Annotated in this window: 6 protein-coding genes; all 6 read left to right on the top strand. The window is 46.3% G+C overall.

Annotated features, from left to right (window positions below):
* Positions 1–981: 981 nt before the first annotated feature.
* Positions 982–1359: a hypothetical protein gene (locus F0364_RS06180; protein WP_153796894.1), complete on the top strand. Its 378-nt coding sequence runs from the start codon at positions 982–984 to the stop codon at positions 1357–1359.
* Positions 1360–1585: 226 nt separating this feature from the next.
* The gene (locus F0364_RS06175; protein WP_153796893.1) at positions 1586–3088 is read left to right on the top strand and encodes a hypothetical protein; all 1503 of its coding nucleotides are present in this window, start codon (positions 1586–1588) and stop codon (positions 3086–3088) included.
* A 44-nt stretch (positions 3089–3132) separates the two neighbouring features.
* Positions 3133–6549 carry a hypothetical protein gene (locus F0364_RS06170; RefSeq protein ID WP_153796892.1) on the top strand — a complete coding sequence of 1139 codons (3417 nt, stop codon included), beginning with the start codon at positions 3133–3135 and terminating at the stop codon, positions 6547–6549.
* 89 nt (positions 6550–6638) lie between these two features.
* A complete protein-coding gene (locus tag F0364_RS28860) occupies positions 6639–12437 on the top strand; it encodes a DUF8696 domain-containing protein (protein WP_207632543.1) in 5799 nt (1932 codons plus the stop codon).
* Positions 12438–12452: 15 nt separating this feature from the next.
* Positions 12453–13040, top strand: coding sequence for an SMI1/KNR4 family protein (locus F0364_RS06160; protein ID WP_153796891.1), 588 nt, complete (start codon positions 12453–12455; stop codon positions 13038–13040).
* 743 nt (positions 13041–13783) lie between these two features.
* Complete coding sequence (locus F0364_RS06155; protein WP_153796890.1) at positions 13784–14287, top strand: hypothetical protein; 504 nt, start codon at positions 13784–13786, stop codon at positions 14285–14287.
* Positions 14288–15112 lie beyond the last annotated feature (825 nt).

The raw sequence follows: 15112 nt of genomic DNA, 5'->3' as shown, positions 1-15112 counted from the left end.
AGCTTAACCATACAGCAACTGAGCATTATGTTCGAGGGGAGGATGGCCGCAATTTTCTAAAAATTTTTCACGTTCCTTTTTCCGGCCATGGCCGGAAAAAGGAACGTGAAAAATAACCTTGACACAGTTTAAATTACACTCCCATCTACTTTTTTCGAGACCAGATCCCCCAATTTTTTAACCGCATGGGAGGAAGCAGTGAATTGCTTTTTCCATGCTGCACTGCAACTGATCCCGCTGAAAAGACAGGATGGAAACATCAAATGGATACCGGTATATCGCCCCCAATGCTATTGTTACCAGTTGCAAAGCCATTGTAGCTACTTACAATACAGTTTTCAGCGGTTACAAGAGGGTTGTAAATTGTTGCAGTGCCATTGTTAACGGTTACAATACCGTTGCAGCTACTTGCAATACAGTTTCCAATACTTACAAGTCGGTTTCCAATAGTTACAAGAGGGTTGTAAGTCGTTGCAGTGCCATTGTTAACTGCTGCAATGCCGTTGCAGCTACTTACAATTCAGTTTGCAATACTTACAAAGCAGTTTTCAACAGTTACTAGGCTGTTGCAGGTTGTTGCGGTGCCATTGCTAACGTTTGCAAAGCCGCTGTAAACACTTACCATATATTTTCCAATAACTGCAAGGCAATCGCCGGTTGGCAAGCTTAGTATTGCAAAGCCTACCGGGAAGCTGCCGCTTTTTGCAAAAAAGATGATGCAATTTTCCAAACAGACTTTGTTAACAAATTCGCCTGCTAAACAACTTTATTATTAATTGCATTAGATACAATTTTATCACCTGTGATATTGAATATTTTGCAAACCCTGGTGAAGGACGGGGTGCATAAAACCGCTTATAAAGGGCTTTATTTTTGAGCGTTTCTTAAACCGCTTTTAAAGGGTATATAATTGCAAACACCCCCTATTGCGGGATAATTTTGGGTTATAAACATTTTAAAAAACTCAAAAACCCAATTTCTATGGCAAAATTTACCGTGCCCCGTAATGTGGAGGACTTACTAAAGCTTGCAAATGCTATTTATTCCAAACATCTTGCTGACGGAGGCGGAAGCCCGCTGGTGCAACTGGAAGATTACAACCTGGATGCCATTGGCCCCAACTTACAGCTTGCACAGGCAAAGCATATGGAAGCAGAGGGCTACAGGCGGCAGGCTGAAAAAGCAATTGAAGAAAGGGATAAGCTGATGGGCGATATCGCCGGAGTGGTAAAAAGCAGCCGCGATCTGCTGAAGGCAAAATTCGCTAAATCTCCCAGGAAGCTGGGCGATTGGGGCTTCGATGTAAGTGATTCAACCCCTGGGAAAAAGACAACGGCGGAACAAAACCAAGTGATGTAACCGAGTAGAGCGAACCAGCAGCAACAAACCAGAAAAATCTCAAAGGCCCGGCCATAAAGCCGGGCCTTTTTGTATGCTGCAATTGCAACGAAAACTCCGTACCGGTAGCCGGAGAGCGTAGTTTAGGAAGACAAAATGCGTAGTTCTACGTATTGATGTTTAGCTTTTTTGTTTTTATCTTAGCAGGGTTACCCAAAAAAGAATGCCCTTTTTATACCAAATCAATATGCTTTCATTATCCCGTACCTTGTTTTTTATATGCCTGGCGTTGGTACCAGTGCTTTCTTTTTGCCAGGCAGACAGCCTGCCAGTTGAAGCTGTTTCTGCAAAAACACTCTCATCCATTAACAGCAAATATGCCGGCCTTACTTCATCTGTAGATAAACAGTCTTCCAAACTATTGCGCCGCCTGCAAAAACAGGAAGAAAAGCTGCGTAAAAAGCTGGCAGCCAAAGACAGCGCCAAAGCAGCGGTACTGTTCAGCGGTACACAGGAACAGTACCGGCAACTGCAAAACAAGTTACAGGCGCCGCTGGATAAATCCATCCCAAATCCCCTCAAGGAGTACATGCCGAATTTTGATTCGTTAGGCACGGCGATGAACTACCTGGAAAAGATACCCGGCCTGCCTTCTGACCAACTGAAAAAGGTAGCCGCGGTTAGCAACCAGCTAAAAGAATTACAGGGCAAGCTGCAGAAAGCCAGCGAGATAAAAGACTTTATTCGCCAAAGGCAGCAGCAGTTGCAGGACCAACTGTCTCAATACAGTGATTTGGCCAAAAACCTAAAGGGCCTTAATAAGGAGGTATTCTATTACAGCGAAAGGCTGAAAGAATACCGGGAGTTAATTAAAGATCGCAAAAAGCTGGAAGAGAAAGCCATTGCCGCCATCCGGGAAATACCCGCATTCAAATCATTTTTTCTAAAGAATAGTTACCTGTCGCAGTTGTTCCGGTTGCCAGGTTCTTCTCTCCCCTTCGTTGGAGGGGCCGGGGGAGGCCTCGCTGGCCTTCAAACCCGTGCCCAGGTGCAGCAACAGTTACAGCGGGTACTGGGTTCTTCTCTTCCCTCCGTTGGAGGGGCAGGGGGAGGTACTGGAGCCGGAGGGGCGGCGGCTGGGGGAGGTCCCGGGCAAATGCTGCAACAACAGGTACAGGCGGCACAAGGCCAGCTTAACCAGTTAAAAGATAAGCTGGCCAAACCGGGCGGTGGTGGTAACAGTGACGATATACAGCCGGATTTTAAGAAAAATGATCAACGCACCAAAAGTTTCCTCAAACGGATTGAATATGGCATCAATCTACAAACCAGCGGCAGCACCAATTTTTCACCAACAACAACCGATATCGCATTAACCTTAGGCTATCGGTTTTCTTCGGACATCTCTGCTGGTTTCGGAATTGCGCATAAAATGGGGCTTGGCCGCGGCTGGAACCACATCAGCCTCAGCCACCAGGGTATTGGTTTTCGCAGTTATTGTGATGCAAGGATTAAAGGGAGTTTTTGGTTGAGTGCAGGGCTGGAATACAACTATCTAAAGGAGTTTGAGAATTTCCGGCAGATAAAAAACCTGGACATCTACCAAAAATCAGCGCTGGCTGGCATAACAAAAAAGTACCGGATTGGAAAGAAGAAAGAAGGGAAAATGCAATTATTGTATGACGCTTTGCATCAACTGCAAACACCAAGAGGGCAGGCCCTTAAATTTCGCGTTGGCTGGACACTATAAATCCTGAGCACTATAACAACAATAAAAAGTCTGAAACATACGATATGAAAAAACTTTTCATGCCTGCCGTATTCTTTTGTACCATTTGTTTGGTGCATGCACAAACCAACCCCGGTTACAAAGCCCTTTCCAATTATGCCCAACCAGCCCCCAATGCGGCTTCATTAGGCAAGTATGTAGATTACCCCGTGGGTTACTATACGGGAACCCCCAACATCAGCGTTCCCTTATACCAATTAAAAGATGGCGCAGCAAGCCTGAATGTTTCACTAAGTTACCATGCCAGCGGCATCCGTGTCTCAGAACTCTCTTCGTGGGTGGGTTTGGGATGGTCTTTACAAGGTGCGGGAATGATTATACGCACTATCAAAGGTGGCCCGGATGAAGGTGTTGCCAACCAGCAGGCTATGCCCCGGGGTTATTTTCTGGATTCCGGCATCCGCAAAATGCCGATGCTGCCATACCCGGTAAATGGCGTATTTGTTACCAATACAGCGGCCCAGCAAAGGGCATCCTTCCTGGAACAGGCCGCCGCCGGTAATGTTGACTGCGAACCCGATCTGTTCACATTCAATTTTAACGGCTTTTCAGGAAAATTTGTTTTTGATGAAAACCGTACGCCCAGGGTACTTTCTGAACAGGATATTAAGATTTCAGTCAACTATTCAGGCGGCAATTTTCAGTCGTGGTTAATTGTTACACCCGATGGAACGAAGTATTATTTCGGAGAAAATAGTATGAACGAAGTAACCCGGGTTTACAGTAATGAAGTATCTGATGATAATACCATGCGGCCATCCAACTGGCAATTGACCAGGATAGTGTATCCCAACTCAAAGGATACGGTATACTTTGAGTACACGCCGGAAGTGTATGGCTATTTTGACCTTGGCTCTGAAACTTTTGTTTACGACCAGGTAAACGGGGCCAACAGTTCGCCGCAGGCTTGTTCGGCGTACCCGGGAGGCCCTCCCTCAAAAGTATTAAGGACAAGCGTATCCGGCTTGAGGCTTACCAGTATCAGGACGAAGAACTACCAGGTAAGTTTTATTGCAAAAACCCAAAGGCAGGATGTTGTTTCTTATGCCGGCAACCCTTACCCCTACAGGCTTGATTCAGTTAAGATATTCAATAAGGAAAATCAGTGTATCCGGCAATACCTTCTTTCGTACAGTTATTTTACATCAACAACAGCTACGGATGCCTGGGTAGGAATACTTGCCCTGATGAATAATGATGTTTCTGATACCAAAAGGCTTAAGCTTTTATCAGTAAAAGAATTCTCAGGGGATGCAAGCCTGGCCAAACCAGCGCACGTTTTTACTTACAATGAAGCCTACCAGTTGCCAAGAAGGATAAGTTACGACCAGGACCACTGGGGTTACAGCAATAATTACAACGGTGATGCCAATGACCGTTTTACCCCACGGGTAGAGCACCCGCTCTGCAAATTCTTCACAGGTATTTTTGCCAACAGGAACCCCTCCTGGCCTTCTATGCAGTCATATTCAATTAAGTCTGTAAAAGACCCCCTTGGCGTTACCACCGAATTTGAGTTTGAGCCACATTATTCCTACATGCAACGGCCTTATCACATGGTGGGCGGGTTGAGGGTAAAGAAAATAACAGTTACGGACAGTGTGACGGGCAGGGCTTCAACAAGACGTTTTGATTATGGCGCCGGTGGTGTGCTGTACCGTATACCGCAGTACCTGCTGGAGCCCCATAATGAGTATTACTTCCTTTTGTACCCGGAGTATCCTTCCTATGTTGGTTACACATTCGCTGAACTGAATGTAATACGAAGCCTTTACAAGCAATCCCAAAGTGTTGTCCCCTTGCAGGATTTTAATGGCAACCATATAGGTTACCCCACTGTAACAGAGATATATGGGGCAAATGGTGAAGGCGGGTATAAAGTGTATGGCTATATGGCCGATGAATACCGGTCAACTTCGCGGTTAAGCCTGTATAATTTTGCTGAGAACCAGAGTGTGCAAGGCACGCCCAACTCTTATTACGGCCCCAATACAGGCATATATGGCAATGGGCATTTTAACGATATTGCACCGGAGAACCTTCAATACTACGATGGCTTTATGGCCAACATGTTCTACCCTTTTGCCCCACAACAGCCGGATTTGCGCCGGGGCCAGTTAATCAACGTAAGCACTTACGACTCTGCCGGAAATATTATCAGGAGCGAGCACAACGAATACCGGCAACAGCATAACGAAACCTATTGGATGCGGGGTTTTAAATTGTACCGTACAGCTACAAGGATAGATAATGGCAACCCGCAGGCGGATATTCTTTATAACGATGCGCTTACCTATTACAAGCTGCATACAGGCATATCCCGCGCTGTTGGAAAAACGGTAATTGAATACAAGGACGGCAAATCAACCAGCACTTCCAGCAGGTACGGTTATGAAAGCGACTATCATACCCTCAAAACAGCCGATACCACTGTTAACAGCCAGGGGGATTCCATTATTACCAAAAACTATTATGCTTTTGACTATGCCAACAGTGCAGGCAGCGTAATTGCCAAAATGAAAGCAAGGAATATGCTGCTGCCGGTTGCACAACGGGTATGGAAAAATAACAGGCTGATCGGAGGCGCCATCACCCAATACTCAGATTTCGCCGCCAATAGCCCTGATACCTTCATCAATCCCCTCAAACTTTACTCTCTCGAAACAACTACGGCGCTCAATACTGCCCAGGCAGGGGAAAGTATAAAGCTTAATGGCCAGTTCAGTGCACTTATCCCCAACAGTTATTTCAAGGAAAAGGCAAGCTATGGGTACGATGGTGAAACCGGAAGGATAAAAGAGCAGAAGCTTATAAGCGATAAAACACAGGTGCTGATCTGGGATAACCAGGCCGGTCTCCCAATGGCTGTTGTAGAAAATGGATACTCTTCCCAGGATGTGGCTTACAGCAGCTTTGAGAGTGGGGAAACAGGCAATTGGACGTTGAACAGCGCCGCTATTGTCACAGATGCAACGGCCCCAACTGGTAACAAGGCTTACGCTATAGCGTCGGGCCTTACTAAAACCGGGCTTACCTCTACCAGAAAATATACTGTTTCATTCTGGTACAAAACAGGAACAACGGTTAATATCAGCGGCGGCACTATAAGCAGCATTATAACGGGAAGAATGTTAAACGGCTGGACTTACAAGCACCTGACAATTACGGATGCCACAAGTTTATCTTTTACAGGGACAAGTGGCTATGTAGACGAGTTTCGGTTGTATCCAGCGGATGGGCAGATGACTTCCTTCACATACGACAATTACCTGCGGTTGGCTGCGCAATGCGCACCTAACAGCACCATCAGCAGGTTTGAATATGATGCATTACACCGGCTGCTTGACGTAAAAGATCAGGACGGCAATATCATCAAGGTTTTTGAATACAATTACGGGAGGCTTTCGAGGCCGGGCCAATAGACGAATGAATAACGCCGTTGTGTTAAAAAAGCACTATGGGCAATTCTAAAAAGTACTAAACCATATCCCCGTTTTTTCAAATCAATACAATGAAACAAAGATTTCAATTAATGCAAGCCCGGGTGAAAGCGATATTGCTGGTGTTTACACTGTTTATAAGTATTTGCGGTACTACTGTTGCACAGCAAGTTACCGCCGGCGCTGTTTCGCCGGCTTACCAGTTAACCAATTCATATACCCAGGCGCCCATTGGGTTAAGTGCCGGGCCATCTTCCGTGCCGGGGTGCACCGAAAATTGCTTTACTTACCAATGGCAGCAATCATCTACAGGTACGGGCGGGTGGTCAAATATCAGTGGCGCCACTGCGCCCACCTATAATCCCGGCCTCTACCAGCCCGCCACAACGAGCTATTACCGGCTCCAGGTATCATCCCCCGGGGCAACAACGGGTTACAGTAATGTAGCAACCATAGCATCGCAAACGAGTGTTATCAGCGGACCGGTTAATTGCTGGAAAGGGCAAACAGCTACTTACTATTATACTGGTGGAAATCCATGGAATTATACCTGGAGCCTTCCTTTGGGTGCGGGTGAAGTATTGAGCGGTTACCAGGGCGTTGGCAGCTTTGTGGTTAAATGGAGCAACACCGGTACCAATACCATAACCCTTAATAGCAACGGTACCAACTACTATGTACAGGTGTATGTGCAGAACCTGCCGCTTGACCCAGGGAGGATCAACAAACCCGTTCAATATCTTGAAAATGGCAGCAGCCTTGCTTTAGAAACCTGGCCCGGGGCTGCGATAGGAGGTGCCTGTATGGGCAATTTTACTTACCAATGGGAATATTCCTCTAACGGTACCAGCTTTTATAACGTCTCAAACGGGGCAGGAATTTCAGCGAATGTTGCGCCTGCACAGGATATGTATTACAGGAGAAGGGTTAACTGCGGATCTGAAACAAAATATTCTGATACTACCAACGTAGTGATATACACTTATTTTAACCCGGGTAGCATTACAAAAGCCGGTACAGACTCTATTGCCTGGAATACCTCACCCGGAACTATTACCGGTTCCATTCCAACCGGGGGGATAGATACCAACTATGCGTATCAGTGGCAATACTCGTACGATAATGTAAACTTTGCGAACATTGAGAATAATGGCCAGGGCAAGGATTACCAGCCAGATAAACTTACCCAGTCGACATGGTTCAGGCGGATGGTGACCAATGGGAATACTACGCGTAACACCAACAGTTTACAGGTAAAAGTAAAAACCGTGCTATTTGATCCCGGGGTTATCAGCCCGTACACCCTGGTTATTAATACAGGCGCCTCTCCGGTGTTAACGGGTACGGCAGCCAATGGTGGTACGGTGGCAACTTACAGCTACCAGTGGCAGCAAAGTTATGATGAGGTTAAATGGGTTAACTGTACCAATGGAACTACACAAAACTACGCAACCGGCACCTTGAATAAAACCACCTATTACCGCCGGCTTGCAAGCAATGGCCCGCAGAGTGATTATTCTGTGGCGATGGGCAGTTTTAATGCTATTAAAGTAAAAGTAGTGCCTGGGTTGGGCGCGGTTAACACCCCCACCACTGCCACACAAGCCACATCCGACCCGGGCATTTCCGCCATACCAGTTAACGGCTACATATTCCCCTCTATCAATTCTTCCAAAGTAAACTATGTACGTACCTGGGATATTGAGAAGCCTGGCATAACCTCAGTTACCACTGCCAAGTCGCTTACCGCCGCTGATGACTTCAGGCAGGTGACCAGCTACCTGGACGATTTTGGCCGGGAGATACAGACCGTGGCAAGAAAGGAAACGCCTGGCGAAAAAGACCTGACCAGCGTGGTTAATTACGACCTGCTGGGCCGGCAGGTGCAGCAATTCCTCCCTTACGTTGATACCACCACAACCGGCAACCTTAAAACCAACTCAGCCTTTATGCAGCAGGCCTTTTATGCTGGGTTGAATGGAGGCACCGCGGAAGACTTTTTTTACAGCAACACGTTTTACGAAGCCTCGCCAGACAGCAGGCCACTAAAAACTACGCAGCCCGGCAGAAGCTGGACAGGCAGCAACCGTGGCGTTCGGATGGATTACACATTCAATACAGAACTGGATTCCGTTAAGGTATGGACCATCGGAACGGCAACTACCAGCACGCCAAATGTCATTGGCAGTTATGAACCAGGGACACTGGCGGTAATTGTAACAACAGATGAGCATGAGAACAAGGCTATGGAATACAAGGACAGGTCTGGTAAATTGATACTAAAAAAAGTACAGCTAAACGACACCCTGTATAATGGCTATAAGGGCTGGCTATGCACCTATTATGTGTACGATGTATTTGACAGGCTGCGTTATGTACTACAGCCAAGGGCTGTGGAACATGCGGCTGCCAATAACTGGGGGTTAAACCCCACTATCAGGGCAGAATGGTGTTTTAAATATTTCTATGATGCGGAAGGAAGGCTTGTCAATAAAAAAGTGCCCGGATCGGGGGATATCTATATGGTATATGATGCGAGGGACAGGCTGGTGATGACGCAGGACAGCGCCCAAAGGTTGGATGGCAAATGGCTGTACACCGATTACGATGCGCAGAACCGGCCGGTAAGGACAGGCTTGTGGACTGCCTCCGGCGACAGGGACTACCACCAGGGCCTGGCGGCTGCCAGTACCAGTTACCCATCCCCGGCATCCGGTACCTACAGTGTGTTAACAGAAACATTTTACGACACTTACGATTGGGTTGGCACCAGCGGCAGCGGGCTGAGCAGCACACTCATTACAGCAAACGGCATTACCGGTTCTAATTATTTTTATTCAGCCAGCAATACCACAGCCCCCTACCCCCAGGCGATAACCGCCACAACCATGACCACCGGCATGCTTACCGGTACCAAACTGGCCAACCTGGGCGGCGGCAGCTTTTTGTTCAGTGCGAATTTTTATGATGACCGCGGCAGGCTGTTACAGTTGCACAGCAAAAACCACACAGGCGGTCGCGATACCATCACCAATCAGTATGGCTTTAACGGCCAGCTTTTACGCAGCCTCGTATGCCACCAGAAAGCGGGCAGTAATGGCCAGCAATACCGGGCGCTTACCAAAATGGAATATGATGCCGCGGGCCGGTTACTAAATGTTTATAAGAAAGCGGGTAACAGCACCGAAGTGCGGACAGTGGAAAACATATATGATGAGCTGGGCAGGCTGAAACAGAAAAACCTGGGACGTGAACGGAACAGCAGCAGCCAGGACAGTTATACTACCACCCCCTTGGATTCTATTGTATACGACTACAATGTAAGGGGCTGGATAAGGGGTATCAACAAAGCCTATGCGAGAAACGAGGCTGGCGGCACGGGTTGGTTTGGTACGGAGCTTAGTTACGATTTTGGTTTTAGCGGCACACAGGTGAATGGTAATATAGCAGGTATAAAATGGCGCAGCCGGGGCGATGGCGAACAGCGGGCCTACGGGTTTGGCTATGACAATGTAAACAGGTTACTGGAAGCAGATTTTACCCAATATACGGGGAGCGCCTGGAATACCAGCGCAGGCATTGATTTTTCGCTGCGGAGCATGAGCTATGACGCCAATGGCAACATTATCAAGATGACACAGTTTGGTTTAAAATTGAACAGCTCATCAATTATTGACAGCCTGGTGTATGGTTACCTAAACCAAACCAATAAGTTGAATTATGTAACGGATAAAGCCAACGATACGAACAGTACCCTGGGCGACTTTAAGGAAACAACGAACAATACCAGCCAGGACTATTTGTATGATGGCAATGGCAACCTTACCAGGGATAACAACAAGGCGATTGCGGATATACACTACAATTACCTGAACCTGCCGGATTCTATAACGATTACCGGCAAAGGAGCCATTGAATATTCCTATGATGCTGCCGGTACCAAGCTGCGTAAAACAGTTACGGATAACACAGTTTCGCCAGCCAGGGTTACCCGCACTGACTACCTGGGCCTGTTTACCTACAGCAATGACACGCTGCAGTTTGTGGCGCATGAGGAAGGCCGCATAAGGCCGAAGCGGCCAGGCGCTACGGATACCATGTATTATGACTATTTTGAAAGAGACCATTTGGGTAATGTGCGGGTGGTGCTCACCGACGAGTTACAACGGGACATGTACCCTGTAGCATCTTTGGAAACAACACCATTGCCAACAGAAAGGCTTTATTATGACCGGGTGGATAGTGGCAGGGTAGCCAGGTCCGGCATCCCCGGTTATCCCAATGATACATATACCGCGACTAATAACTGGGTGCAAAAGCTGAAAGGCAACGCGGTGAAAATTGGTACGAGCACCCTGTTGAAGGTAATGAGTGGTGACAAAGTAAGTGTAAGGGTAAGTAGCTGGTACCGGAAGAATGGCGCCGCACCCGGAACGCCGGCGAGCCCTCTTACGGATGTTGTATTGGCACTAACACAGGGCGTGCCGGGTGCTTCGGCTGGAAAAGTGGGAGCAACGCAGTTGAACAGTACTATATTGAACCCGCAGGTAACAGGCTTTTTGAACAGCCGGGATAGTGGTAATATAACCAGCAAGCCAAAAGCCTGGCTGAATGTTGTGCTGCTGGATGAACAACTGAAACCTGTGATAACGCAGGATGGCAGGAACAGCTATTTTGAACAGGTAGGGGCGGACACCGTACTTACGCCTTTGGGTACAACAGACCGTGAGATAACAAAGAATGGGTACCTGTATATATACGTAAGTAACGAAACGCAGAACATAGATGTGTTCTTTGACAATTTGCAGGTTACGCATACAAGAGGTAAACTGATTGAGGAAAGCCACTACTATCCGGCTGGTGTGCAGATGAAAGCGATATGTACACGGTCGGCGGGAAAGATGGAGAATAAATACCTCTACAACGGTAAAGAATTACAGAGCAGGGAGTTTTTAGACGGTTCAGGATTGGAGTTGTATGATTATTCTGCACGTATTTATGATGCACAGCTAATGCGTTTTCATGCTGTTGACCCTCATGCGGAAAGTTATTTGAGCCATAACCCGTACCATTATGTGTTTAATAACCCCACAAACTCTACTGACCCAACAGGGATGGACACACATCTTGAAGGGCAGGCAGCACGAGACTTATTCAGGGTGCTTCAAAATAACGCAACCAGGTTAGAGGCCAGCGGGCGTAGCGTTGATGTAAACGAAGTGGATAACCTGGCACAGGCTGCAAAGGATATTTATGGTGGGGCTGGCAATTTTGATATTAAGGCTATTTTGCCTGTGTGGGAAGCAATAACTCCTGAGATATATTATCATGATAAGGAGGCTATACTTTCACACGGACAAGTTTTATCCAAAGGACCAAAAGGCACAAGTGATAAAAATCGACCAATAGCGACAAATTGGTATAAAAAAGCATTTCCAGCACCTCCTTTTTCATCAGCCGATGAGTATCCATTTGCTTTTACAAATGAGGGTGGGGAAGAAGCATCTGTAAGATATGTACCAGTTTGGGAACAAAATATTCAACGGTTTCAATTGTCTTTATTAAGCATGGCATTAAATGTTAATGATCGTTTTATTGTCGTTCCTATTAGCAAAGACGATGCTCCAAGCATAATTAATACCCCATTCTTTTGGTTACTGCCGAACGGTCAATGGAAGAAGAATCATAATTCTATTGATAGAAGAGACCACGATCCGGTTTACAAACAGTTAAGAAAGAATTTAGAAAAACCTGCACCTGCAAATGAACAACCTAAGCCAATGCCCGCAGCTGTAAGAAATGCATTAATTGGAATAGGGATTGCTGCATTAATTATACTAACTGAAGGAGTTGGAGTGCTAGCTTTGTAACATTTATTTTTAATTATGAAAAAATTGCTTGATGAGTTCGTTAAAGTCTTGCAATATGCAAAATCACCTGTTGTGAACCATTTAAACAAAGGGATTAATACTGAACGTATAGATTCGATTGTAAAGGAATTTGACGTCTCACTACCAGTAGAGGCTGCTGACCTTTTCAAATGGAGAAATGGAACGAACATCGAAGGGTTACAAAAATTGCAATTAGAGACATGGATATTCCCTCTCGCATCATTCATTTCACTTGAAACGTGTATGAGTGTTTATAAGCAATGCATGGATATGCGTTATCAATGGAAGGAGAATTTATTTGTAATATTTGATTCTGGCATTGGTGATTTGTTTATGATAGATGTAAATGAGAATTCAGCTACAAAAGGAATGATATTTATGGATTCGCCAGCCGCTGTGGATTTTCTTGGGCCGGTGACAGTTTTTGATTCTTTGGCAGCTTGTATTGAAACTCAAATTGAGTGCTATAAAAAGGGCGCTTATGTAATTGAGGAAGGAACCCTTGTTGTAATTAACCATGACAAAAAAGTGGAAATATCAAAGCAGAATAATTCAAAATCTGAATATTGGAAAGAGTTGTAAGCTTAGCCATTTGTTGGGATAATGCATACTCGTTATTCTTACTCAATAGCCTTCAATATGTGACGTGGAGTTTGCCCTACCGCCATTGGTGTTGATAAGCCCAAAAAGCCCCTAAAGGCAATCCCAAAGTTTCGAGACATGTAATCACCTGCCGATGTAATGTTGAGAGAAGCGTTTTTTCTCCCAATACTCTTGGTAGACTGTGTTAAAAATAAAAAAGTGATGCTATCCAAACAGTTAGCATTCAGCGGCTCTTTGGATTTTAAATGAGAGGCAGTCTCCGGACTGCCTCAGGCATTATACCCCCTGCCGCCGTTGGTGTGAACAAGCTGAGGATGCCACGGCAGGTGTTGTAATCTGCCAGTAGAATGGTTGAGGTAAGCGTTGCAAAGCTACCCCTGCGGGCAAAGCCCCTAGCAATTATGTCGCCCAATGGCTGCCGGATTGCAGCACAAACGAGCTAAAACAACTGATTGTTGTTTGGCGAAGTTTGCGAACGCAGTTCTGCCCGCAACCACGAGGCACGAGGGTGAGGACTTGCAGCGAAAAGCCGGGACTGCAGATTAATCCGGGCCAAAAAGTACAAAGCCCCAAACCTTCCCTGCCTGCCTTCTTTTTGTTTTATCAAAAATCTGTGCGGCATTATCTTTATATTGCTGCTGCATTATTACTCAAAACATTCATCCACCGCTTGCCTGCAAACCTTAAAACCACCTGTACTTTTGAACATTTAAATTATTGGCATGACAACAAATCACGAACATATTTACCTGGAAGCAGAGGCAGACATAAGAAACAGCAATTACCATGAAGCTTTTCAGAAATATGAGAGCATTTTGTACGAGGAACCAGATTTTGCGCCGGCCCATAATTCTCTCGGCTGGATATTTAAAACGCAGTTTGACAACTACCAAAAGGCCGAAATGCATTTCAAGGCCGCCATTAAGGCCGATGCACTCTACCCCCACCCCTACTTTCACCTGGCCAGCCTTTATATTGACCTTCAGCGCTTTGACGACCTTGCAAGGTTGCTTGACAAATGTATGCAGGTGCCTACCATAGAAAAAAGCTGGGTACACTACCGCCTTGCCCTTATGCACGAATACAACGGCAATTACGAGCCGGCCATACAGCAGTTGCGCCATGCCATACTGTACTCTATGAACAATGAAAAAACCAAAGATTACCAGGCCGATATTGAGCGCTGCCGCAGCAAAATAGAAATTGCCCGGGAGTTAAATAAGTAGCAGGTTTATTGAACCCGGCTATGGTTTTTCATGGCATCGCCTCTTGCGTCGCAACAGCGTGTACGTTCTGTTCATTGGGCGGCATTTCAGACCCGGATAGAAGTTTCTGCCGCCTCCGGCGCCAGAAATATTGCAGGCAGCGGGCAAAATGCTGTTTAAGGTTCAATGCTTCATGTGGTACCAGGCGGAATAAGCGCATTGGACAACTGTATTCCGGCGGAACACTTTATGGGTAGAACATGGCAGGGATATTGCCCTGCGTTTCCGGGGAACGCTTTGTGATTGTTTTTACGCGGATATGTAAATGTTCCTGAACATAACAGAATGTAGATGGCGATCCTGTAACTGCTTTTCCTGTAACCTTACGATTAAGCATTGCCATTCAATCGCAAAGCTCCGTAGGAGCGGCATGTTAGTAGCAAGCAAGCGGTCACCGCCTGTTTGTAAAGCCTCGTAGAGGCGGCATGCTATTCAGGGTGTGTCACCGGGTGATGTCTTCATTAATCATTTCGCTGTTTATTCCCCGCCTAACGTATCGCACCTACGGCGCTCTTTTACCTGGGGTTTGCCATGTCTACTAACATGCCGCCCCGATGGGGCTTTAACTGTTTAACGTGCGTTTGTTCAAAAGTTTAATGTTTAGCGGCGGGTTCAGAATTTCCCCTGCACTTCATCAACTAAAAAAACATGGGACTTTTACACAATTAACAGACCGACAACCTGTAACCGGCAACCTGCTTTCGGGTGAGGGATTGAAGCGGATACCCCGGTGAAGGTCTTGTGCGGTTGGTCTGTGCCGGAGTATGAGCGGAAAGCCCGACCCCT

This window comes from Foetidibacter luteolus (assembly GCF_009650435.1).
GTDB classification, from domain to species: domain Bacteria; phylum Bacteroidota; class Bacteroidia; order Chitinophagales; family Chitinophagaceae; genus Foetidibacter; species Foetidibacter luteolus.
This window is presented reverse-complemented; position numbering and strand designations above follow the sequence as displayed.

Coding starts and splice junctions, on each gene's coding strand:
- F0364_RS28860 (WP_207632543.1), top strand. CDS start 6,639: ATGAAACAAAGATTTCAATTAATGCAAGCCCGGGTGAAAGCGATATTG.
- F0364_RS06175 (WP_153796893.1), top strand. CDS start 1,586: ATGCTTTCATTATCCCGTACCTTGTTTTTTATATGCCTGGCGTTGGTA.
- F0364_RS06170 (WP_153796892.1), top strand. CDS start 3,133: ATGAAAAAACTTTTCATGCCTGCCGTATTCTTTTGTACCATTTGTTTG.
- F0364_RS06155 (WP_153796890.1), top strand. CDS start 13,784: ATGACAACAAATCACGAACATATTTACCTGGAAGCAGAGGCAGACATA.
- F0364_RS06160 (WP_153796891.1), top strand. CDS start 12,453: ATGAAAAAATTGCTTGATGAGTTCGTTAAAGTCTTGCAATATGCAAAA.
- F0364_RS06180 (WP_153796894.1), top strand. CDS start 982: ATGGCAAAATTTACCGTGCCCCGTAATGTGGAGGACTTACTAAAGCTT.